General features: G+C 72.6%; 21 protein-coding genes. 4 read left to right on the top strand and 17 right to left on the bottom strand.

Annotation, left to right across the window (positions count from 1 at the left end; genetic code table 11):
* Positions 1 to 150 precede the first annotated feature (150 nt).
* From KDL28_RS18805 to KDL28_RS18750, 12 genes are all read right to left on the bottom strand, one after another.
* Positions 151 to 1,962, bottom strand: a complete 1,812-nt coding sequence (locus tag KDL28_RS18805; protein ID WP_252440430.1) for an NAD(P)/FAD-dependent oxidoreductase — start codon at positions 1,960 to 1,962, stop codon at positions 151 to 153.
* An 85-nt stretch (positions 1,963 to 2,047) separates the two neighbouring features.
* Positions 2,048 to 2,734: a TetR/AcrR family transcriptional regulator gene (locus KDL28_RS18800; protein WP_252440428.1), complete on the bottom strand. Its 687-nt coding sequence runs from the start codon at positions 2,732 to 2,734 to the stop codon at positions 2,048 to 2,050.
* A 4-nt stretch (positions 2,735 to 2,738) separates the two neighbouring features.
* Positions 2,739 to 3,503: an ABC transporter ATP-binding protein gene (locus KDL28_RS18795; RefSeq protein ID WP_252440426.1), complete on the bottom strand. Its 765-nt coding sequence runs from the start codon at positions 3,501 to 3,503 to the stop codon at positions 2,739 to 2,741.
* Between the two features lies 1 nt (position 3,504).
* On the bottom strand, positions 3,505 to 4,587 hold the full coding sequence (locus tag KDL28_RS18790) for a branched-chain amino acid ABC transporter permease (protein WP_252440424.1): 1,083 nt from the start codon (positions 4,585 to 4,587) through the stop codon (positions 3,505 to 3,507).
* Positions 4,584 to 5,456, bottom strand: coding sequence for a branched-chain amino acid ABC transporter permease (locus KDL28_RS18785; protein WP_252440422.1), 873 nt, complete (start codon positions 5,454 to 5,456; stop codon positions 4,584 to 4,586). Before KDL28_RS18785 ends, KDL28_RS18790 begins: the two co-directional genes overlap by 4 nt.
* The gene (locus tag KDL28_RS18780; protein ID WP_252440420.1) at positions 5,453 to 6,193 is read right to left on the bottom strand and encodes an ABC transporter ATP-binding protein; all 741 of its coding nucleotides are present in this window, start codon (positions 6,191 to 6,193) and stop codon (positions 5,453 to 5,455) included. Before KDL28_RS18780 ends, KDL28_RS18785 begins: the two co-directional genes overlap by 4 nt.
* Positions 6,194 to 6,198: 5 nt before the next feature.
* Positions 6,199 to 7,506 (bottom strand): ABC transporter substrate-binding protein, encoded by a 1,308-nt coding sequence (locus KDL28_RS18775; protein ID WP_252440418.1) that lies wholly within the window; start codon positions 7,504 to 7,506, stop codon positions 6,199 to 6,201.
* Between the two features lie 114 nt (positions 7,507 to 7,620).
* Positions 7,621 to 8,403 (bottom strand): enoyl-CoA hydratase/isomerase family protein, encoded by a 783-nt coding sequence (locus KDL28_RS18770; RefSeq protein ID WP_252440416.1) that lies wholly within the window; start codon positions 8,401 to 8,403, stop codon positions 7,621 to 7,623.
* Complete coding sequence (locus tag KDL28_RS18765) at positions 8,400 to 9,470, bottom strand: acyl-CoA dehydrogenase family protein (protein WP_252440414.1); 1,071 nt, start codon at positions 9,468 to 9,470, stop codon at positions 8,400 to 8,402. Before KDL28_RS18765 ends, KDL28_RS18770 begins: the two co-directional genes overlap by 4 nt.
* Positions 9,467 to 10,627: an acyl-CoA dehydrogenase family protein gene (locus KDL28_RS18760; protein ID WP_252440412.1), complete on the bottom strand. Its 1,161-nt coding sequence runs from the start codon at positions 10,625 to 10,627 to the stop codon at positions 9,467 to 9,469. Before KDL28_RS18760 ends, KDL28_RS18765 begins: the two co-directional genes overlap by 4 nt.
* Complete coding sequence (locus KDL28_RS18755; RefSeq protein ID WP_252440410.1) at positions 10,624 to 11,409, bottom strand: enoyl-CoA hydratase/isomerase family protein; 786 nt, start codon at positions 11,407 to 11,409, stop codon at positions 10,624 to 10,626. Before KDL28_RS18755 ends, KDL28_RS18760 begins: the two co-directional genes overlap by 4 nt.
* Positions 11,406 to 13,550 carry an acetate--CoA ligase family protein gene (locus tag KDL28_RS18750; protein WP_252440408.1) on the bottom strand — a complete coding sequence of 715 codons (2,145 nt, stop codon included), beginning with the start codon at positions 13,548 to 13,550 and terminating at the stop codon, positions 11,406 to 11,408. The genes KDL28_RS18755 and KDL28_RS18750 overlap by 4 nt, the downstream gene beginning before the upstream one ends.
* Positions 13,551 to 13,694: 144 nt before the next feature.
* On the opposite strand from KDL28_RS18750, the gene KDL28_RS18745 reads away from it, so the two are divergent.
* Positions 13,695 to 14,612: an LLM class F420-dependent oxidoreductase gene (locus tag KDL28_RS18745; RefSeq protein ID WP_252440406.1), complete on the top strand. Its 918-nt coding sequence runs from the start codon at positions 13,695 to 13,697 to the stop codon at positions 14,610 to 14,612.
* A complete protein-coding gene (locus KDL28_RS18740; RefSeq protein ID WP_308216027.1) occupies positions 14,609 to 15,580 on the top strand; it encodes a phosphotriesterase family protein in 972 nt (323 codons plus the stop codon). The genes KDL28_RS18745 and KDL28_RS18740 overlap by 4 nt, the downstream gene beginning before the upstream one ends.
* Positions 15,581 to 15,628: 48 nt before the next feature.
* On the opposite strand, the gene KDL28_RS18735 is transcribed toward KDL28_RS18740, so the two are convergent.
* From KDL28_RS18735 to KDL28_RS18715, 5 genes are all read right to left on the bottom strand, one after another.
* Entirely contained in the window at positions 15,629 to 16,264 is a 636-nt protein-coding gene (locus tag KDL28_RS18735) for a hypothetical protein (protein WP_252440404.1), read from the bottom strand.
* Positions 16,265 to 16,371: 107 nt separating this feature from the next.
* Positions 16,372 to 17,382 carry a PDR/VanB family oxidoreductase gene (locus tag KDL28_RS18730; RefSeq protein ID WP_252440402.1) on the bottom strand — a complete coding sequence of 337 codons (1,011 nt, stop codon included), beginning with the start codon at positions 17,380 to 17,382 and terminating at the stop codon, positions 16,372 to 16,374.
* Between the two features lie 16 nt (positions 17,383 to 17,398).
* On the bottom strand, positions 17,399 to 18,652 hold the full coding sequence (locus KDL28_RS18725; protein ID WP_252440400.1) for an aromatic ring-hydroxylating dioxygenase subunit alpha: 1,254 nt from the start codon (positions 18,650 to 18,652) through the stop codon (positions 17,399 to 17,401).
* Positions 18,653 to 18,695: 43 nt separating this feature from the next.
* Complete coding sequence (locus tag KDL28_RS18720; RefSeq protein WP_252440398.1) at positions 18,696 to 20,189, bottom strand: MFS transporter; 1,494 nt, start codon at positions 20,187 to 20,189, stop codon at positions 18,696 to 18,698.
* A gap of 243 nt (positions 20,190 to 20,432) precedes the next feature.
* Positions 20,433 to 20,579 (bottom strand): hypothetical protein, encoded by a 147-nt coding sequence (locus KDL28_RS18715; protein WP_252440396.1) that lies wholly within the window; start codon positions 20,577 to 20,579, stop codon positions 20,433 to 20,435.
* Between the two features lie 46 nt (positions 20,580 to 20,625).
* Between KDL28_RS18715 and KDL28_RS18710 the strand changes: the two genes are divergently transcribed.
* Positions 20,626 to 21,105 (top strand): site-specific integrase, encoded by a 480-nt coding sequence (locus KDL28_RS18710; RefSeq protein ID WP_252440394.1) that lies wholly within the window; start codon positions 20,626 to 20,628, stop codon positions 21,103 to 21,105.
* A 456-nt stretch (positions 21,106 to 21,561) separates the two neighbouring features.
* Positions 21,562 to 21,777 (top strand): hypothetical protein, encoded by a 216-nt coding sequence (locus KDL28_RS18705; RefSeq protein WP_252440392.1) that lies wholly within the window; start codon positions 21,562 to 21,564, stop codon positions 21,775 to 21,777.
* Positions 21,778 to 21,804 lie beyond the last annotated feature (27 nt).

Below are 21,804 nucleotides of genomic sequence, written 5' to 3'. Positions count from 1 at the left end.
TCCACCACCTTCAAGGCGAGACCGCGCCGCCACGAGCTCCCCGCAGCCGCCCGCATCGCTCGCGCGACCGACCTGCAGCGTCGGGTCCTGGACTGGGGCGATGCGCTTCATCCCGTCCGGGTCAGGCCGTTGCCCTTTCCACCCCCGACGTCACACCACCGACGGGGCGTCGACCAGCGCCTGCGGCACCGGCGGGGCGACCGGCTCGATCAGGCCCACTTCGCAGGCCTTGATCTGCAGGGCCAGGAACTTCGAGAAGATCCGGTTCTGCGCAAGGCTGCCGGCGTGGAACCACAGGCCCGGCTGGGCGGTGCGCTTCCAGACGTTCTGCAGCTCGCCGTAGCGATCGTAGTCCCAGATCGGGCCGATGGTGTCGGCCACCGCGTCGCCGAACCGCGCTCGGACCAGCTCCTGCTGGCTGCGGTAGCCGGTGGCCAGCACGATCAGGTCGGCGGGCACCACCGAGCCGTCGCGCATCCGGGCGCCCTCGGGCACCAGCCGGTCGATGTCGGCGTACTGGATCAGCCCGATCCGGCTCTCGATGATCAGCTCGGAGCAGCCGACGTTGAGGTAGTAGCCGCCGCCGCGGCGCTGGTACTTCATTTGGAACCCGGTGTCGTCGTGGCCGTAGTCGGTGCGGAACCCGACGGCGTTGAGCCCGGCGATCAGCTCGGCGTCGTCGCGCCGGGCCTCCGCGGCGAGCAGCTGGTAGGTGCGCACCATCAGCGGGTAGGGCGTGGAGGCCAGGATGAGGTCGCACTCGGCGGTGGGCAGGCCCTCCGAGTACAGGGAGTAGACCCGCTGCGCGGTGGGCTCCACCGCGCACACGGTGGTCGAGCTGCGCTGCACCATGGTCACCGAGGCGCCGTAGCTGTGCAGGTCCTGGGCGACGTCATGGCCGCTGTTGCCGGTGCCGATGACCAGCGCGGTGCGCCCGGCGTAATCGGAGCCCTCGCGGTAGCCGCTGGAGTGCAGCACGTCGCCGGCGAAGTCCTCGATGCCGGGGATCTGCGGGATGCTCGGGATGCCGCTGACCCCGGTGGCCATCACGATGTGCCGCGGCCGCAGCACCCGCTCGACGCCCTCGCGGCGCACGGTCGCGGTCCAGGTGCCCTGCTCGGCGTCGTAGTCGGCGCCGACGAACTCGGTGGAGGTCCAGAAATCGATCTCCATGGCCTCCACGTAGGCCTCGAACCAGTTGGCCAGCTTGTCCTTGGGCACGAAGACCGGCCAGGAGTCCGGGAACGGCAGGTAGGGCAGGTGGTTGACCCAGATCTCGTTGTGCAGGGCGAGCGAGTGGTAGCGCTTGCGCCAGTTGTCGCCGATCCGCTCCATCCGGTCCACGACCAGCGCGTCGACGCCGAGGTGGCGCAGCCGAGCGGCGATGCCCAGCCCGGCCTGGCCGCCGCCGACGACGAGCACGGCGGGTTCACGGTCGGTGTACTCCCGGGCGGCGAGGCGCTGGTCGAGCCAGTTGCGGCCGCCGAAGTTGCGCGAGTAGGCCTCGCCGCGCGGGCGGCGCTCGCCGGAGATCTCCTCGTGCCCGGTCAGCTCCTGCAGCGCGGTGAGCAGGGTGACCGCCTTCGGGTCGCCGTGCTCATCGGGCGCCACCCGCAGCACTCCGCTGCCCGAGCCGACGGCGGTGCGGAAGTCGAACAGGGCCTCGATCGAGTCGATGCCCGAGCGGCGCACCGGCCGCGGTGCCGGGAACTCGCGCAGCGTGAAGCCGCTGGGCGCGACGTCCTCGACGGTCTCGGCGAACGCGGCGACCAGCTGGTCGGTGCCGGAGAAGGTGCGCAGGTGCCAGGTGAACGCGAGGATGTCGCGCCAGTGCCCGTCGGGGAGGAACAGCGCCGCCGCGGCCTGCGGGTCGCGGGCGGTGGTCGCCCGCTCGAACGCGGCCAGCCACTCCTTCGCCACGTTCCGGTCGGTGCTGGTGCGCTGCTCGTCGAGGACCGTCATCCCGTTCTCCTGCCGATGGTGAAGGTGGCGTCACTGTCAGTTGAATGGCCGTGCGCGGGCCGGCCCCCCGTGGTGGTGGGAGGGGTCAGCGCCCGCCGGCGAGGTCCAGGCCGATGCCCCGGGCCCACAGCGTGGTCAGGGTGCGGACCGCTTCCTCGTGGTCGTAGTCCTCGCCCAGGACCAGCGACACGTAGCAGAAGTTGCTGACCATGGAGGTCAGCGCCTCCGCCGTGCACTGGGCCGGCAGCGAGGCGTCGACGATGCCCTGCTGCTGCATGCGGGCGATGCCCCGGCTGGTGCGGTTGCGGAAGGTCTGCCGGATCTCCCGGCGCATCTCCCGGAAGTCGGCGTTGAAGGTGGCGACCTGTTCCAGGATCGCCAGTAGCCCGGCGTGCTCGCGGTAGGCCAGCAGGTAGTTGCGGGTCGCGGTCTCGATCCGGACCAGCGGGGACCGGTCGGTCTCCGGCGGCACCGACGCGGCCAGGAACAGCCGCTCGATGGTCTGCTGGATGACCGCGGTAAAGATGGCTTCCTTGGTCTCGAAGTAGTTGTAGAACGTGCCGCTGGACACCTTGGCCTCGGCCGCGATGTCGGTGATCTTGGTGTCCAGGAACCCGTCCCTGGCGAACACCACGGCCGCCGCGTCGAGCAACCGCCGCCGGGTGCGGCGACCGCGGTCGGTGCGCGGCGCCTGGCCGACCTCCGCCGACCGGGCCGGGCGTGGCGTGCTCAGCGCGTCGGCGAGCACCGCGGCATCCGGGGTCGAGCTCATGCGATCAGGTTCCCTTCGCCACCGGGTGCGGCGCCGGACCCGCGTCCGGTGTCCCGTCACCCAACGGTGCACCAAGGTAGGCGGAGATGACCTCAGGGTCACGACTGACCTCGGACAGTGGCCCGGATGCGATCATCCTGCCCTGGTTGAGCACCACGACGTGGTCAGCGAGTGCCTGCACCGCCTGCATCACGTGCTCGATCATGACGATGGCCACCCCCTCGTCGCGGCACGCCCTGACCTGCTCGACGACCACGTCCACCTCGTGCGGGGTCAGCCCGGCCATCAGCTCGTCGAGCAGCAGCACCTTTGGCCGCGACACCATGCCCCTGGCGAAGTCGACCAGCCGCAGCGTCGCGCTGGGCACGCTGCCCAGCCGCTCGTCGCGGTAGCGCCACAGGTCGAAGCGCTCCAGCTCGCGGCGGGCCATCGCATTCGCCGCCCGGTACCCGCGGGCCTGCCGGTAGGCCGCGACCGCCACCGACTCGAACACGTTGAGCTGCGCGACGTTGCCCGACACCTGGAAGGTGCGCGCCACGCCCAGGTCGAACATCCGCGCCGACGGCAGCCCGGTGACGTCGGTCCCGTCCAGCAGGACCCGACCGGCGTCCGGGCGCAGCACCCCGCCGATCAGGTTCACCAGGGTCGACTTGCCGGCCCCGTTCGGGCCGATCAGCGCGGTCACCGCGCCGGCGGCGGCGTCGAAGTCGACGTCCTGCAGCACGTGCAGCCCGCCGAAGCTCTTGGCCAGGTGCTCCACCCGCAGCATCTCAGCCCCCTCCCGTGGACAGCGACACCGGTGGCGGGTTGCTCACCAGCGGCGGGTCGTCGCCCGACGGCGGGCGGCGCCGCGGGGCGGACAGCCGCTGGATCGCCGACTCCCACATCGGCACGATGCCGTGCGCCCCGAACCGCAGCACCGCGATCACCAGCACCGCGTAGACGATCTGGGTGTAGCTGCTGACGTTGGCGCTGGACACCTCCAGCCCGCGCAGCAGCTCCTCCACCGCGGCGATGCCGATGCCGGCCACGATCGGACCGGCCAGCGTGCCGGCCCCGCCGATGATCGTGCCGACCAGCATGGCCACCCCGATCTCCAGGGTGAGCACCGAGTCGTAGCTGACGAACTGCACGTACTGCGCCATCAGCGTGCCCGGCACCGCGGTCAGGCCCATGCTGATCGCCATGGCCAGCGCCTGGTTGCGCACCACCGGCACACCCATGCTGGCCGCCATCACCGGGTCCTCCCGGATGAACGGCAGCGACCGGCCGAACCGGGTGCGCCGCATCATCAGCGCGGTGCCCACGGTGACCAGCACCAGGAACGTGAGCGCGATGAAGTAGAACGGGGTCGGGTCCAGGAACCACTGCAGCGCCGCGAAACCCTGCTCGGCGCCCAGGTTCTGCAGCCCGGTGGCCGCGCCCAGCAGGTCCCAGGACGCCGCGACGCCCTGCAGCGCCAGCGTGATGGCCATCGTGCCGAGCGCGTAGAAGAACGCGTTCACCCCGAACCGGCTCATCACCAGGCTGGTGACCAGCCCGAGCACCGCCGCGGCCAGCGCCCCGACCAACATCGCCAGCCACGGGTTCCAGCCGTGCCCCCAGGCCAGCACGGCCACCGCGAACGCCCCGACGCCGAACGCCGAGGCGTGCGCCAGCGACAGCAGCCCGACGAAGCCCCCGGCGATGTTCCAGGTGAAGTTGCGGATGGCGTAGATCAGCGCCACGAAGCCGACCCCGGTCAGCGCCGCGTCGGCGAACAGCGGGAAGACCACCGCCACCGCCAGGGCCAGCACGACCACGATCGTGTTGGCCCGGCGCAGTGGGGTGTCGAACCAGCCACGGGTCGTCATGCCGTCCTCACACTCGAGACGATGCCCTGCGGGCGGAGCAGGATGACCAGGAAGAACAGCGCGTAGACCAGCGAGGTGGCCAGCGAACCGGGGGCGTAGAGGCTGCCGACGGCCTCGGCCAGGCCGAGCAGCACCCCGGCGACCACGGTCCCCCACAGCGCGCCGCTGCCGCCGATCACCACCACGATGAACGCCTTGACGGTCAGCTCCAGGCCGAGCAGCGGAGACACCGGTTGGATCGGCAGCAGCAGCCCGCCTGCCACCGCGGCCAGCGCGGCACCCAGCACGAACGTCGTGCGGTAGGTGCGCGGGACGTGCACCCCGACGTGCAGCGCCCCGGACAGGCTCTCCGAGCAAGCTCGCATGATCTTGCCGGCCCTGGTCCGGTAGACCAGCCAGGACACCGCAAGGCCGAGCACCAGACTGATCACCCCGGCGGCGATCCTGGGCACGCTGATCGTGACCCCGCCACTGGTCACCGCGTCCCACGGCCACGGGTTGGCGATGGTCTGGAACGGGTCGGGGAACAGCACCTGGAACGTGTACTGGAACACGATCCCCAGGCTCAGTGTGATCACCAGCTGGCTGTGCCCGCCCTTGTCCAGGCCGGGCTCGATCAGGAACCGCTCGACGGCGTACCCGACCCCGGCGGCCAGCACCGCCACGATCACCAGCGCGACGGCGTAGTCGAGCAGGTTCTGCGGGTCCAGCACCAGCACCCCGTACATGCCGATCAGCACCAGGTAGCCGTGCGCGAAGTTGACCACCCGCATGACGCTGAACACCAGGTACAGCCCGAGGCCGATCAGCGAGTAGAGCAGCCCCTGCAGGAGCCCGGTCAGCACCAGTTGGACCAACGTCGAACTCATGTGTCCACCACCGTCCCGTGTGCCGCGCTGCCCAGGAACCCGTGCTGCATCAGGTCGGAGCCGGCCAGCTCGGCGGTCGGCCCGGAGCCGACGACGGCGCCGTGTTCGAGCACGTAGGCCCGGTCAGCCAGGGCGAAGGCCTGGTGCACGTTCTGCTCGACCAGCAGCACGGTCGTGCCGGCCGCGTTCACCTCGGCGATCGCCGCCATGATCGTGGTGACGACCATCGGGGCGAGCCCGAGCGAGGGCTCGTCGAGCACCAGCATCCGGGGCTGGGCCATCAGCCCGCGGCCCACCGCGAGCATGCTGCGCTCGCCGCCGCTGAGCGTCCCGGCCGGCTGGGCGCGGCGCTCGGCCAGCCGCGGGAACAGCGCCAGGACGTCGTCGAGCGTGCCCGCCCTGGCCTTGCCCCTGCTCAGCGCAACCCCGCCGAGCTCGAGGTTGTCCAGCACGCTGAGCCCGGGGAACAGCTCTCGCTCCTGCGGCACGACGACCAGTCCGCGTCGCACGCGTTCCCACGGCGGGGTCCCGGCGATGTCCTCGCCGTGGAACTCCAGCCGCTCGGCGCGGGTCGGCAGCACCCCGAGCAGGCCGTCGATCAGCGAGGTCTTGCCGGCCCCGTTCGATCCGACGAGACAGACGCACTCGCCCTCGCCGACCACGAGGTCCACCTCCCGCACGACCTCCGACCGGCCGCGTCGGACGGTCAGCCCCGCCACCTCGAGCGCCGGTCCCATCGAGGTCACCCGGCCACGGCGACGCGCGGGTAGACGACCTGCGCGGTGGCCACGGCCTCCGGGTAGACCGGCACGTAGTCGCCGTTCTGGATCTGGGTGACCACGCCGTCGGCGGCGGTGTTCTGGCCGCGGGCGTCGAACTTGACCCCGTGCCCGACGATGAACATGCCGTTGCTGTCCCCGGACAGGCCGTCGAACTCGGTGGCCCGCAGCGCCTCCATGATCGTCTGCGGGTTGTCGGTGCTGCCGGCCTGGGTCAGCGCGTCGGCGACCAGGCCGAGCGAGGCGTAGTAGTAGGCGCCCACGCCGTCGGGCTTCTGCCCGCCGTAGGCGGCCACGTAGTCGTCGTAGAACTTCTGCGGGGAGAACTGCGCGCCCGGCTTGGCAGCCAGCTTGGGGGTCCAGTAGTTGCCGGCGATGTCGTTCTCCGCCGCGGCGGCGCCGACGCTCTCGATGAACTGCGTGTTGGTGTTGCCGCCCAGGCAGCTGATGGTGGCCTTCGGGTTCCAGCCCGAGCGGGCCAGCGCCGGGTAGAACTGGAACGCGCTCTGCGGGTTGCCGCCGAACACCAGCAGGTCCGGGTTCGCCGCCTGCGCCTGGCTCACCAGCGGGGCGTAGTCGCTGGTCGCGGCCTCGTCGAAGGAGAGCACCTGGAGGACCTGGACCCCGGGGAACTCCTCGGCGAAGGTGCGCACCCAGGCGTCGCGGGCCTCCGGGTAGGCCCCGGTGCTGGCGTGCAGGATCATCGCGGTGGCCGGCTGCTGGCCGGCGGCCTGCGCGGCTCCCATCGCGGCCCGGACCGACTGCGCGGCCCAGCCGTTCTCCGCCAGCACCGACGGGGCCACCTTGAACACGTACTGGCGGCCCTCACCGATGATCGCGTCGGCCGCCTCCATCGGGACGACCAGCGGCACCCGCAGCTGGTCGGCGGTCTGCGCCGCGACGATCGTGGGCGGGCTGGCCGAGGCGCCGAACAGCACCGCGCAGCCGTCGGTGGCGAGCTGGCGCATCAGGGCCGGGACGGCGTCGGGCTTGGACCCGTTGTCCACCGCCTCGATCTCGACCGGCCGGCCCATGATCCCGCCCAGCCCGTTCAGGTCGCGGGCGGCGAGCTGCAGCGCGTTGAGGGTCTGGGTGCCGTACGCGGCGACCGGGCCGGTCAGCGCGGCCACGTAGCCGATCTTGATCGGCTCACCGCCGCCGCCACCCCCCGAGCCGGAGCCGCCGGAGTCGCCGGAACCGCACGCGCTGAGCAGGCCGCCGGCCGCCACCGCGCCCGCCCCCATCAGGAACCGTCGCCGGTTCAGGCTCACGCCTGCGCCGAGTCCTCGTGCCGCCATCAGTGCCTCGCTTCTCGCCGGTGAGTGCCGGGATGTGGGGTGTCGGGGGATCGATCGGGGTCTGCGCCGCGCTGGTCCGGCCGTCGGTCAGCGGCCCTGCCAGCGCGGGGGTCTGCGTTCGCGGAAGGCTGCCGCGCCTTCGTGGCGGTCCTCGCTGTGGTACGGGCTCGGCCACGGGTCCATCCGCAGCGCGGCCGCGATCGGCAGGCTGGCGCCGAGCTGAACCATCGGCTTGTAGCGGCTCAGCGTGAGCGGGGCCCGGCTGGCGATGGTGGTGGCCACCTCGGTCGCCGTCGCGACCAGCTCGTCCGCCGGGACCAGCCAGTTCACCAGGCCGAACCGGTGCGCGTCGACGGCGTCCATCGGCTCGCCGAGGTAGAGCACCTGGTAGGCGACCCCGGCCGGGACCAGCCGGGGCAGCATCTGGCTGCCGAAGTTGGCGCCCATGCCGACCTTGGACTCGGGCAGCATCAGTCGGGTGCCGTGCGCGGCGATCCGCAGGTCGCAGGCCATCGCCAGCTCCATGCCGCCGCCCACCACCCAGCCGTGCAGCAGCGCGATCGTCGGCTTGCGGCACTCCAGCACCGTCTCGTAGACGTTGCGCAGCGGGCCGGTCATCGGCACCACCGGGTCGGTGGCCTGCTCGGTGAGGTCGACGCCGGCGCTGAACGCCCGGGCGCCGGCTGCGGCCAGCAGCACCACCCGCACCTGCGGGTCGCGGTCCAGCGCGGCGAAGGTCTCGACCAGCCCGCGCATCAGCTCGGCGCTCAGCGCGTTGAGCCGGTCGGGCCGGTCCAGGGTGACCGTGGCGATGCCGCCGTCGAGCTCGCAGCGCAACTGGTCGGTGGGGTGCTCGGTCGGCCGGGTCATCGCAGCGCCGCCTCGGGTGCCGGGTCCAGGGGCGCGCTGACCGTCGGCCACAGCGCGTCCGCGCCGGCGCCGACCGCCGCCCGGCCGATCACGCCCGACCACTGCCGGTCGGTGCCGAACTCGTCCTGCCAGGACCACAGCCGCTTGGAGTAGTGGTGCAGCGGGTGCTCGATGGTGGCCCCGATGGCCCCGAAGACCTGGTGCCCGCGCCGGGTCACCTCGGCGGCCGCGGTGCCGGCCGCGACCTTGGCCGCGGCCACCGCCAGCGCCTCGGTGTCCGGCCCGGCCAGCGCGGCCACCCGCACCGCGAGGTCGACCGCGGCCACCTCCTCGGCCATCACCACCAGGTGGTGCTGCACGGCCTGGAACGTCGCGATGGGCCGGCCGAACTGCTCGCGGGCGCCGGCGTAGGCCAGCGCCAGCTCGAGCACCCGGCCCGCCGCGCCGGCCGTGGCCGCGGCCCGCAGCAGCGCGCCGCGGCGCAGCACCGCGGCCGCGTCCACCGGAGCCGGGGCGGCGGCGACCGCCGTGACGTCGGCGTAGCGCAGGGTGTCGCGCGGCTCGTCGGCGAGGTTCGCGCCGCGTTCGACCTGAGTGGCCGCGGGCAGCAGCACGACCACCGGCCCGCGGTCGGAACGGGCGAGCGCCACCACGTGTCCGGCAGCGGCGCCCCATGGCACCCGGGTCAGCACGCCGCGCACCACCGGTGCCGCCGGCTCCCCGCCGACCAGCCGCAGGTCGTCGTCGGGGTGCGTGGTCGCGCAGCCGAGCAGGCCGTCGGCCGGGTCCAGCCCGGTCGCGCCGAGCAGCCAGCTGGCCAGCCCGGACGCCTCGGCCAGCGGGACCGGGGCGGCGGCCCGGCCGACCGCCATGGCCACCGCGACCAGCTCGGGCAGGCCGGCACCGCTGTCCGGGGCGCCGAGGTCGGTCAGCCCGGTCTCGACCAGTCGCGCCCACAACCGCTCGGGCAGCAGGCCCTGCGCCGCGGCCGTGCGCTCGGCCGGCCCGCAGTGCCGGGCGAACAGCGCGTCCAGGGTCTGTTCGAGCAGCTCGATCTCCTCGCTCATGCCGCCCTCCCGGCGCCGCGCAGCAGGCTCTTCGCCGCCACCTGGCGGAGCACCTCGTTGGTGCCGCCGCGCAGGGTGAAGGTGGGCGTGGTGATGGTGGCCTCGGCGAGCAGCCGGTCGAACAGGTCGCCACCGGGGCGCTGCTCGGCGTCGGCCAGCTCCCGCACGACGTCCACGACCTGCTGCTCGAACGTCGTACCCATGTCCTTGACCAGCGCCGCCTCCACGGCCGGCACCTCGCCGGCGTCCAGCGAGCGGGCCACCGACAGCGACATCTGGCGCAGCACCCAGTACCGGGCGACCAGCCGGCCGATCCGGTGCTCGGCCTCGGCGCCGACCGCGCGCCGGGCGCGCAGCGCCAGGAAGATCCGCAGCAGCGGGAAGCTGGTGAGGAACCGGTCCGGGCCGGAGCGCTCGTAGGCCAGCTCGGAGGTCACCTGGTGCCAGCCGTCGCCGACCGCGCCGAGCACCATCTCGTCGGGCACGAAGACGTCGGTGAAGAACACCTCGTTGAAGTGGTGGAAGCCGTTCAACATCATGATCGGCCGGACCTCGATGCCCGGCGAGCGCAGGTCGACGATCAGCTGGCTCAGCCCGGCGTGCTTCACCCCGTCCAGCGGGGCGGTGCGGCACAGGGTGACAACGAAGTCGGCGTAGTGCGCGCCGGAGGTCCAGATCTTCTGCCCGTTGAGCACCCACCCGCCGTCGGTGCGCACCGCCGAGGTCCGCACCGAGGCCAGGTCCGAGCCGCTGCCCGGCTCGCTCATCCCCAGGCAGAACCACGCCTCGCCGCCGATGATCGCCGGCAGGAACCGGCGCTTCTGCTCCTCGCTGCCGAACTTCAGCAGCGCCGGGGCCGTCTGCCGGTCACCGACCCAGTGCGCGCTGATCGGCGCTCCGGCCACCAGCAGTTCCTCCACGACGACGAACCGCTCGACCGCCGTGCGGCCGGGCCCTCCGTACTCCGCCGGCACCACCATCCCGAGCCAGCCCTGCCGGGCCAGCTTGCGGCTGAACTCCGGGGACGCCTCGGCGTTGATGCCCAGCCCCGGCAGGTACTCCCCGGCCGGGAACTCCTCGGCGACGAACCGGCGGACCTGCTCGCGCAGCTCCAGCTCGTGCCCGGTGAGCGTGGTGGGCCGGAACCGGGTGCTCACGTCTGCGACCCGTTGCGCTCGTCGGTCAGCTTGCGCAGCCTGCGGGCCTGGGTCCAGATCTGCACGCCGCGCTCGACCTCCAGCGCCGCCGCCCAGGACATCGAGGACGCGGCGGTCTCCAGCCGGAACGAGTGCACCACCCGGCGGGCCAGCAACGGGTCGGCGGCCACGGTGCCGACGGTCTCGATCGCGACCGCCTCCACCTGCTCGTCGGGCACCGCCTCCCAGGCCAGCCCGACCTCGACCGCCCGCACCCCGGACAGCTCCCGGCTGAACAGCCCGGTGGCCGCGGCGGCCTCCCGGCCGGCGACCCGCGCGGCGATGGTGAAGAACCCGCCCCCGGGGTGGATGCCGGCCTGCAGGAACCCGGCCTTGATCCGGGCGTCGCGGGCCACGATCCGCAGGTCGGTGGCCAGCGCCAGGTTGAGCCCGGCGCCGACTGCGACACCGCGGACCGCGGCCACCGTCGGTACCGGCAGGGCGCCGACCCGCATGAACGTGGCGTACATCGCGTCGGTGTCGCGGTAGGCCTCGTCGGCCAGCGGGTCGGCGTACAGCTCGGCCCAGGCCCGGGTGTCCGCGCCGGAGCAGAACGTGCCGTCCGCACCGCGCACGACCACCCCGCCGACCGTGTCGTCGCGCTCGATCTCCGCGCAGGCGTCACCCAGCTGCTCGGCCATGGTCATGGTGAGCGCGTTGTGCACCCCGGGGTTGCTGATCGTCAGCACGGCGACGGCACCATCGCGGTCCAGCGAGACCGAGGCGCTCGAGGGGGCAGTCACAGGCGGGGTCCTCCGGGTTCGGGGGTCGGGTGCAGCCGCATCAGGAAGTCCAGGGCGACCGCGGTGGCGCCGCCGTCGCCCAGCCGCAGCGGGTTGATCTCCAACTCGGCCAGCCGGTCACCCAGCTCCACGGCCAGCGAGCTGAGCAGGGCGATCGCCCGGGCGGCCGCGGCCAGGTCGTGGCCGGGCGCGCCGCGGTGGCCGGTGAGCAACGGGGCCGCCCGCAGCGCCCGGACCATCGCCTCGGCCTGCGCCGGGTCGACCGGGGCGAGCCGGCTGACGGTGTCGCGGTAGAGCTCGGTGGCGGTGCCCCCGATGCCCACGGTGAGCAGCGGCGGGAACCCCGGCTCGTCGTTGGTCAGACCGACCACCAGCTCCGGGCCGGAGCCGGCCATGGCCTGCACCAGCACGCCGTCCACGTCCTCGCCGGCGAACGCGGCGAGGAGCTCGTCGACGGCGGTGGCCGCGGCGTCCACCGCGACCCCGACCCGCACGCCGCCGCGTTCGGTCTTGTGCAGGATCCCGGGCGACTGGATCTTCAGCACCAGCGGCCCACCCAGCTCGGCGGCGACCTCGGCGGCCTGCGCGCCGGTGCGCACCAGCCGTCCGGCGGGGCGTGCGACGCCGAGCGCGTCCAGCAGCACCGCGCCGGTGGCCTCGGTCAGCACCCCGCCGGCGGCCGGCAGCGCAGCGGGCGCCGCCGCCGGTACCGGGAGCGGGTGGGCGGACCGGGGCGGGTCGGCGCGCACCAGCGCGCGCAGCACCCTGGTGGCCAGCCGCGGCGAGTCCAGCACCGGCCGGCCCTGGTCGCGCAGCATCGCCCTGGCCTCGGCGGTCTGCTCACGGCCGGCCAGCCAGACCACTTCCATCGGCTTGTCCGCGCCGTCCCAGACCTCGGCCAGCCCGGCCGCCATCCGGGTGGCGAGCTGGCCGGTGACCATGGTCAGCGCGACCAGCACGGCGTCCACCCCGGGGTCGGCCAGCACGGTCCGGCAGACCTGGACGAACTCGGTGACCTCGTCGTTGCGGAACATCTGCGCGGTGACGTCGACCGGATTGGTCACCGCACCGAACGCCGGCACCACCTCGACCAGCCGCTGCTGGGTGTCGGCCGTCAGCGGCTCGACCACCAGCCCGACGTCCTCGGCCTGGTCGGCGGCCAGGCTGCCGGCGCCGCCGGAGGTGGTGACCACGGCCAGCCTGCGACCGGCCGCGCGGGGCAGCGAGCTCAGGGCCTGGGCGGTGGCCACGAAGTCCTCGACGTCGTCGGCCTCGATCACGCCGTACTCGGCGGACATCGCCCGGAACGCCGCGTCCGGCCCGATGATCGCCCCGGTGTGCGAGGCGGCAGCCCTGGCCCCCGCCCCGGACCGGGCCGAGCGCAGCACCAGCACCGCCTTGCCGAGCTCGCGGGCCCGCCCGACCAGTCGGGCGTACTCGACGCCGTCCACCGGGCTCTCCAGGTAGAGCGTGAGCACCTCGATGCGCGGGTCCTCCACCAGGTAGGTGCCGATCTCCAGGGCCGACAGGTCGGCCTGGTTGCCGGTGCTGGTCCAGGCCCCGATGCCCAGCCCGCGCTCCCGGGCCAGGCTCAGCACCGACCCGCCGACCGCGCCGCTCTGCCCGATGTAGGCGACATCGCCCGGGCGCGGCAGGCCGGTCTCCAGCGCGGCGGTGAAGGTGGCCGCCATCCGGTCGTGCACCGACAGGACGCCCTGGCAGTTCGGGCCGAGCAGGCGCACGCCGTGATCGCGGGCCGTGGCCACCATCTGCCGCTGCAGGGCCAGCCCGTCCGGGCCGACCTCGGCGAACCCGGAGGCGAACACCACCGCCGCCTTCGCCCCGGCCGCGGCGACCGCCGGCAGCTGACGGGCCACCTCGCCCGCGGCGACCAGCATCAGGACCAGGTCGACCGGCTCGGGAAGGACGTCGAGGCCGGGGTGGCACGGGATGCCGCGCAGGGTTACGTAGTTCGGGTTGACCGGATGGATGCCGCCGGTGAAACCCAGCTCCTGCAAGTACTGCAGGGGCCGGGCGAACGGATTACCGGGTCGGCCCGACGCGCCCAGGATCGCCACGGCGCGCGGGCGGAACAGCGCCTCCAGAGCGGTGCCCGCCGTCCGCGTCGCCGATTCGGTCACGCCGGTCTCCCCTGGCTCGGTTCGGATGTGCAGTGCCCCGCCGGCCGTTGTCGCGGGCCCTTGCTGTGGCACGCCGCACATGACAGCCTGAACCTGGCGCCAGTGTCAATAGTTTCCCGGATGTCTCGCCGAGGAGTCAGCACCGTGAAGTTCGGCCTCACCCACGCCAACACCGGACGGTTCGTCCGGCCGGCCGCCGCAGCCGGGCTGGCCCGCGCTGCCGAGGCGGCCGGCTTCGAGTCGCTCTGGACTGTCGAGCACGTCGTCCTGCCGACCGTCTACGAGCCGAACTACCCGGAGACCCCGGACGGCCGGTTCCCGTTCGAGGTCACCCGGGAGATCGCGGACCCGCTGATCTGGATGACCCACGCCGGCGCGGTCACCGAACGCATCCTGCTGGGCACCGCCGTGCTCGTGCTCCCCCAGCGCAATCCGCTGGTCACCGCCAAGGAGGTGGCCACGTTGGACGTGCTGACCGGTGGCCGGGTGCTGCTCGGCGTCGGCGCCGGGTGGCTGCGCGAGGAGTTCGCCGCCCTCGGCGCCGACTACGCCGGCCGCGGCACCCGGCTCACCGAGTCCATCCAGGCCATGCGCGCGCTGTGGACCGGCCGGGCCGCCGGCTACCAGGGCACGACCACCGCGTTCGCCGACGTCGTGTGCAGCCCGGCGCCGATCCGCGGCACGGTCCCGATCCACGTCGGCGGCTACAGCGTGCCGGCGGCCGTGCGGGCCGGCCGGCACGGCGACGGGTTCTTCCCCGGCGGCTACGGCGACCGCGCGCGGCTGCACGCACTGATCACCAGGGCTCGGCAGGAGGCGGCCGGCGCCGGACGCGACCCGGACGCGCTGGAGATCACCGCCCGCTGGACCAAGGACCCCGCCGGGCTGACCGACACCGCCGCCCTGCACGAGCTGGCCGAGATCGGCGTCGATCGGGTCATGGTCCCGGCCGCCGCGTTCGACCGGTCCGACGATCGACCCGGCGACGATCGACAGGACGACGACCGGCTCGCCGCCGACCTCGCGGACTTCGGCGATCGCATGATCGGGCAGTTCGCGTGAGCGCGGCGCAGGTGCAGACCATCCGCGGACCGGTGCGGGCCGACGAGCTCGGCGTCACCCTCATGCACGAGCACGTCTTCGTACTCGACCACGAGGTCGAGACGAACTACCCCGGCCGCTGGGACGAGCAGGAACGCATCGAGGACGCGGTGACCAAACTCGAGGACGTGGCCGCCCGCGGGGTGCGCACGATCGTCGATCTGACCGTGCTCGGGCTGGGCCGCTACGTGCCGCGGGTGCTGGAGGTGGCCAAGCGGGTGGACGTACAGATCCTGGTGGCCACCGGCCTCTACACCTACGACGACGTGCCGATGTTCTTCAGGTTCCGAGGTCCCGGCAAGCTCATCGACGGGCCCGAGCTGCTGACCGAGTTCTTTGTCCGCGACCTCACCGAGGGCATCGCCGACACCGGGGTGCGCGCGGCGATCCTCAAGTGCGCCACCGACCGGTCCGGGATGACCCCCGGCGTGGAGCGGGTGCTGCGCGCGGTCGCGCACGCCCACCGCGAGACCGGGGCCCCGATCAGCACCCACACCGACGCGGGCACCCGGCGCGGGCTCGAGCAGCGGGCCGTGTTCCGGGAGGAGGGCGTCGACCTGGAGCGGGTGGTGATCGGGCACTGCGGCGACAGCACCGACCTGGCCTACCTGCGCGAGCTGATGGAGGCCGGGTCCTACATCGGGATGGACCGGTTCGGGCTGGACCTGATGCTGCCGTTCGAGGACCGGGTGGCCACGGTGGCCGCGCTGTGCGCCGAGGGCTACGCCGAGCGGATGGTGCTCTCCCACGACGCGTCCTGCTTCACCCACAACTTCGACGTCGCCAAGAAGCGCGAGCTGCTGCCCCGATGGGTCTACACCCACCTGCACGACGACGTGCTGCCGGCGCTACGCGAGCGCGGGGTCACCCAGCAGCAGATCGACCGGATGCTGATCGAGAACCCGAAGCGGGTGCTGGCCCCGCGGTGAACCGGCACCGTGCGCGTCAGCGGGCCGTCCCCGTTCCGGGAGGTTCGCTCAGCCAGCGGGCGCGAGCCGCTCGATCGCCGCGATGAAGGCATCGGCCGGGTCCAACGTGCGCTGCGCACCCGGTGTCGACAGCCCGACGACCGTGCCGGAGAACCAGTCCTCGGGCATGCCCGCCTGCTTCCAGCGGGCGTGGTGACCCGAGCAGAAGCCTGCCTTGACGTCGGCGTTGCGTTCGCAGCCGACGAAAAACCGCAGGGAGCCTCCCCGCGCTGGGACGGAACGTAGGTCACCCCGGCCGCCCACCCGGCAGCGTCCGGTCGGCCCGCCTTGGCCCAGAAGCCGCGGTGGCGGGCGCAGAGCCCGACGAGACCACAAGCCCGGTTGCAACCCTCGACCAGGCAGGGCGGGAAGCCAACGGTGTTGCGTTGTCCCGTGTCCCTGCGAGGGCATCCACTGCTCCAGATCGGGCTTGCCCGCCCCCTTCCATGCCATCTGATGGATCGGACAGAGCCCGACGCGGCCATAGTCCAGTCGGCGGCGGCGAACCGACACCCGACACCGACCCGCGGTGAACACCGGGTCGTCGGGATCCGGGCGGAACACCTCGACCCGGAACTCCATCCGGACCATCTCGAGCAACAGCTCCAGCAGGCCTGCCCGGTGGGTGGGAACGGGCCTGGTCATGTCGCCGGTTCCCCGTCCATGGCCGCAGGTCAGCGACGGCTCCTGTCGATTGTTGGGGGGACAGTCGGGTGTCGCTTCCAGAACGCCTGCAGGGCGGCCCGTCCCGGTCAGGGCACGTCGATGCTCACCGCGGCCTGCTGACCGTCCGCGCCCGGCAGCCCGCCGGTGCGCGGGCTCACCACCCTCGACACGCAGCTCTGCAGCCGGTCGCCGGCCTCGTGCTGGGCGTCGCTGAGGAACACGTCGCGGTGGTCGATCACGCCCTGCACCTCGACGACCTTCACCTGGCACAGCCCGCACTCGCCGCGACGGCAGTCGTACATCATGTCCGCGCCGCACGCTTGTAGGGCCTCCAGCATGGACACGTCGTGCGGCACCGTGGTCTCCAGGCCCAGCCGGGGGATCCGCACCCGGAACGCCTCCGGGGCGAACCGGCCGCTGCTGCCGAAGGTCTCGAACCGCAGCTCGGCGGGGCGCCGACCGGCCTTGGCCCAGCCCGCCTTGACCGCGTCGAGCATCGGGGTGGGGCCGCAGACGTAGAGCTCGCCACCGGCGGGCACCGCCTCCACCAGCTCGGCGACGTCCAGCGAGCTGCCCTCGTCGTCGATGCGCAGCTCCATCCGGTCGCCGTGCTCGACGGCCAGCTCGTCGACGAACGCCATCAGGTCCCGCGAGCGGGCGCCGTAGACGAACCGGTAGTCCGCCTTCCTGGCCTTGAGCGCCTTGCCCATCGCGACCAGCGCGGTGATCCCGATGCCGCCGGCGGCCAGCACGTAGCCGGGCCGGCCGTAGGTGAGCGGGAAGTTCTGCAGCGGCTGGGTGATCGACACCTCCTGGCCCCGGCGCAGCGCGTGCATGTACGCCGAGCCGCCGCGGCTCTGCCTGGCCAGCTGCACGCCCAGGATCAGCTCGCTGCCGTAGGCCCCCATGCCGACGACGGAGTAGGACCGCACGTCGGCCCGGCCGTTGACGTAGACACCGATGTCGATGTGGCTGCCCGGCGGCGCGGGCGCCTCCAGCTGCTCGGGCTCGAGCACGACCTGCCGGACGTGCCGGGCGACCTCGCAGACGTCCAGCACCCGGGCCTTGCCCCAGCGCTTGTGGCTCGTCGCTCCCATCCCCGGTCCCCGCTGTTCAGAGCCCGCGGCCCATGAGGCCGGCGGCCGGTTCCGCGCGGTGCCGGGCGACCCCGCCGGCCACCTCGGCCCCCTGACCGCCGCCGTTGTCCGAGCGGGGCTCGTTGGCCGCGTTGGTCACCGCGCCCATGGCGACCGCGGCGTCGGCGGCCGCGTGGGTGGGGGCCGACGCGTCCGCCCCGGTCTCAGCGGAGATCATCCGTTGCACGATGCGCCGGGTCCACATGCTGCCGGCGTCGATGTTGAGGTTGTAGAAGTCGTAGCCGGGGTTGGCCTCGATGCCGCGCTGCTGGGCCTCCAGCATCACCTCGTCCTCGAAGAACACCCCCGACACGCCCTCGCGCAGCCGGGTGGTGATCACCTGCTTGTCCAGGCACCAGTCCCGGGCGAACGCCCACAGGTAGAAGCAGGTGCGGTCGGTCTCCGGGGTCATCGTGTTGATCACGGTGCCGGTGACGCCCTGCCTGCGGTCACCGTCCGGGGCGCCGGTGCCGGCCTTGGCCACGCCCACGTCGATGGCGATCGTGGCCGGGGCCGTGTAGCGGATGATCTGCCAGCGGTCGACCGGGCCCTCGTAGTCGGGGAAGCGGTCCTGCAGGTTGCGCTTCCAGAACGGCGGCGGGTCGATGCCGATCATCCACTTGGTGACGGTCACCGTCCGGTCGGAGTGGGTGACCTCGAAGTCGGACTCCGACAGCGAATCGTGCCCGATGCTCGACCCGTGCACGAACTGCTCGTGGGTCAGGTCCATCAGGTTGTCCACGATCAGCTGGTAGCCGCAGTTGACGTGGATGGTCCTGCCGTCCCCCGCCCAGTCCGGGTGATCGTTCCAGTACAGGTCGGGCACCAGGCCCGGATCGGCGAGCGCGGGGTCGCCCGGCCACACCCACACGTAGCGATGGCGCTCGACCACCGGGTAGGAGTGCACGGTCGCGCTGGGGTTGATGGTGTCCTGGGCCGGCATGAAGGTGGCCCGGCCGTCGGCGTCGTAGCAGATGCCGTGGTAGCCGCACATGATCTCGTCGTCGCCGCGCAGCTTGCCCATCGACAGCGGCGCCAGCCGGTGCCAGCAGGCATCGGCCAGTGCGACCGCGCGCCCGGCGGTGGTGCGGTAGAAGACGATCGGCCGGTTGGCGACGGTCTTGGACACCAGGTTGCGGCCCACCTCGTGGTCCCACGCCGCGGCATACCAGGCGTTCAGCGGGAAGTGCCGGAACGAGGCGTGCGCGGTGGACTGCTCGGGTCGCGTCATGCGGGTCTCCTCGTCGTGCGTCCTGCGGTCGAGCGTCGCGGGGTCAGCCCGGTACCGGGTCCTCGTGCTGGGCCGGGGCCTCCCGGACCATGAGGTAGAGGAAGAAGGAAAGGATCATGATTCCGGCGGCGACGTAGACCCCGGGTGCCCAGCTGCCGGTGGCGTCGCGCAGCACGCCGCTGACCACCGGGCTGGCCACCGCGCCGATCTCGGAGACCAGGTTGAGCATCCCGAAGGCCGACCCCCGCTCGCTCGCCGGGACCATGTCGCCGGTCATGCCCTGCACGATCGGCTGCAGGGCGTTGAAGAACAGCCCCGAGCTGAACAGCAGCAGCCCGAGCAGGCCCAGCGACGGCGTCTCGCCACCGGAGATGCTCCAGCCGAAGATCAGCACCAGCACCGAGTAGACGGCCGTGCAGATCAGCGCCAGTGCCTTGCGGCTGCGTCCGGTGCGGACCGCCCAGTCGGCGAGCCAACCACCGGCCGGAAAGCCGAGGATGCCGGCTCCGGCATTGAACGCCGCGGTCAGCGCGGCGGCGACCAGGCTGCTGTCCGCCGCCTCCCTGACGATCTGCACCGACCAGAAGCTGAAGAACCACAGGTTCCACAGGATCGCGATGTAGGCGATGTAGACCAGCCAGATGTTGCGGTTGAGCAGCACTCCGCCGCGGCCGGTCCGCTGCACGCTACGCACGATGATCGCGATGTAGACCAGCGCGATCACCCCGGCCACGATCGCGGTCTGCCACTCCGGCCAGCGCAGCGTCTCGGCGAGCAGGAACAGCGCCACGATCACCACGAACGTGGGCGCGGAGAACGCGACCAGCCGCAGGAACGGCGGCACCAGCCGCATCGCCCCGCCGAGCTTGGCCCGGAAGAACGTGAAGGCGAGCGCGACCACGACGAGGGTGAACGCGGCGAAGGCGAAGAACGGCAGCCGCCACGCCTCGCCGCCCATCCCGAGCGAGGTGCCCCAGTTGATCAGGATCGGGGTCAGGATGATGCCGACGGTCAGACCGATCGAGAGCCCGGCGATGACGACCCCGAGTCCGAGGGTGCGCTTGGCCACCGGGGTGTGGTTCATGATCAGTGTGCGGTCGTTGGAGTAGAAGACGCCCTCGCCCAGGCCGGTCAGCACGCGGGCGGCGACGAACACCACCAGCCCGGCCACGATGCCCGACACCGCGGTCATCACCGCGGCCCACAGCAGCGAGACGATGATCATCTCCCGGTGCCCGAACCGGTCGCCCAGCCGGCCGCCCGGGTACTGGGTGAGCATGTAGCCCAGGAAGAACATCGACCCGACCAGCCCGCCCAGCGCCGCCGGGTTGGCCGCGTCGCCGATGAAGCCGGCCTTGTTCTGGATCATCCAGGCGATCACCGGGCCGGTCAGGGTGCGGTCGGCGTAGCTGACCACCCACCCCAGCAGCAGCACCGCCCACAGCGCGCGGTACGGCGCCACCGGAGCGCCCTGCCGCCCTGCGTCGATCAGCTGTCCGTCACGTGCGGTGTCACCCTCGAAGCTCCCGGTCGCCATGAGCCCTCCTCGCCGAGATCCGCCGACCTCGCCGGATCGAACAGCTGCTCCTCGGCGTCGGGCCGGTGGCACTGTCGAGTTCGTCCATGTTGTGGGTGCCCTCTCCGGGCGACCACCGGGAGTCGGCGGTTTCCGCCCTGTGGGAACGCCGGCTCCCGTTCTCCGCGTCGGACCGATGCGAGCACGCGAACCTCTCGGTGGCCTGTTCACGCTCCGTGCGGCCGGCAAGCGACGGCTGCGACCTCAGGGCTTCGGGACGCGGTAACGGAGGTGGGTCACCGTCCCGGCGACGGGTGTCCCGACCGGGATCAGCTCCCCGGCGACGTGCGCACCCAGCACCATGACGTCCTTGTCACCCGCGGCGTCCCTGGCCCGCCGGGCTGCGGACAACGTCCTACCCACGGTGAAGCCACGTGGCCGTCACGTGGCTCCGCGCGTGACCATGTCGTGGTCGATGCGCCGAGTCCCGCCGGAGCCCCGGCGACGAATCACGTCATCGTCCATGGGCGCTTACGTCCTGCTGTCGCTGCTCACCGGCGCCCGCACCGAAGCACTCCGCGCCCTGACCTGGAGCCACATCGACCCTCACCGGCAGCCCGCACACCGACGCGCCGCTCCCTCCGCCGGCGCGGCTGCGGTCGAGCAGATCGCCCGCCTCATCGGCCACGCCGGCGGCTCCGCGGTCACCGAGACCGTCTACCGCAAGCAACTGCGCCCGGTCATCGACGAGGCTCCCAACGGCCTGTACGTGCCGGTGGTCGAGCTGTTCTCGCCCGGGACCGAGTTCGCCGCCGAGACGGAGAAGGCCCTGTTGGCGGTCGGCCACGCCGCTGCCCTGGGCTACCTGGTAGCGGTGGTGTGGCTGCTGGTCGCTCTGGCGGTGACGCGGCACCGCACTTCGGCCGGATCCACCTGATCGCGAGGTCAGCGAAGGCTGAGGTGCCCACAGTCGGGGTTGCCCCTCCGGTTCGGAGAGGTTCGACGCCACAGACGCCCACGCGCTCTCCGAGTTCCTACCGGCGGCCGCTGGACCTTCGCTACCGCCCGGGCAACGAGCCACCGGAGTCGGGCGAGCCCGACCCGCAGAGCGAGGACTGGCCGATGCTGCATCATCCGGAGCGGGGTGCGGTCGAGCTCATCCGCGCGGGCACGTTCCGCGCGGAGGCCACCCGCATCGCAACGGCCCAGCAGTACGCGGGCGATGCGCACGTGAACCTCTACCACCTCGCGCACCTGCCGTCGATCCTGGAACGGTACGACAACCGCGGCTACCGCCTCGCGCAGCTCGACGGCCCTGCCCGCCAGCAAGCTGCATCTCGGCACGCACGCTCTGGGGCTGGGAGCGGCGGGCTCGGCGGCGTTCGACGACGAGGTGGTCGGGTTCTTCTCCCCGCACGCGGCGGGCAAGGACTACATGTTCGTCATCGTGTTCGGCAAGCGGCACCGCACCAGGCAGTCGCAGGAGCTGTTCGACACCGGCGTGGACCGTGATCTGCCAACCCGGCTCTGCACAGAGGTGTGCCTCGCCGACGAGGACCGCTACGCCGGGACGGTCGCCGCCGAGAAGGTCACGTGCCAGAACTGGTGACGGCCGGGTTCGGGCGGTCCGCGCCCC

It is taken from the genome of Pseudonocardia humida, from assembly GCF_023898865.1.
GTDB classification, from domain to species: domain Bacteria; phylum Actinomycetota; class Actinomycetes; order Mycobacteriales; family Pseudonocardiaceae; genus Pseudonocardia; species Pseudonocardia humida.
Note: the sequence above shows the minus strand (reverse complement) of the source record. Positions and strands in the feature narration are given on the sequence as shown.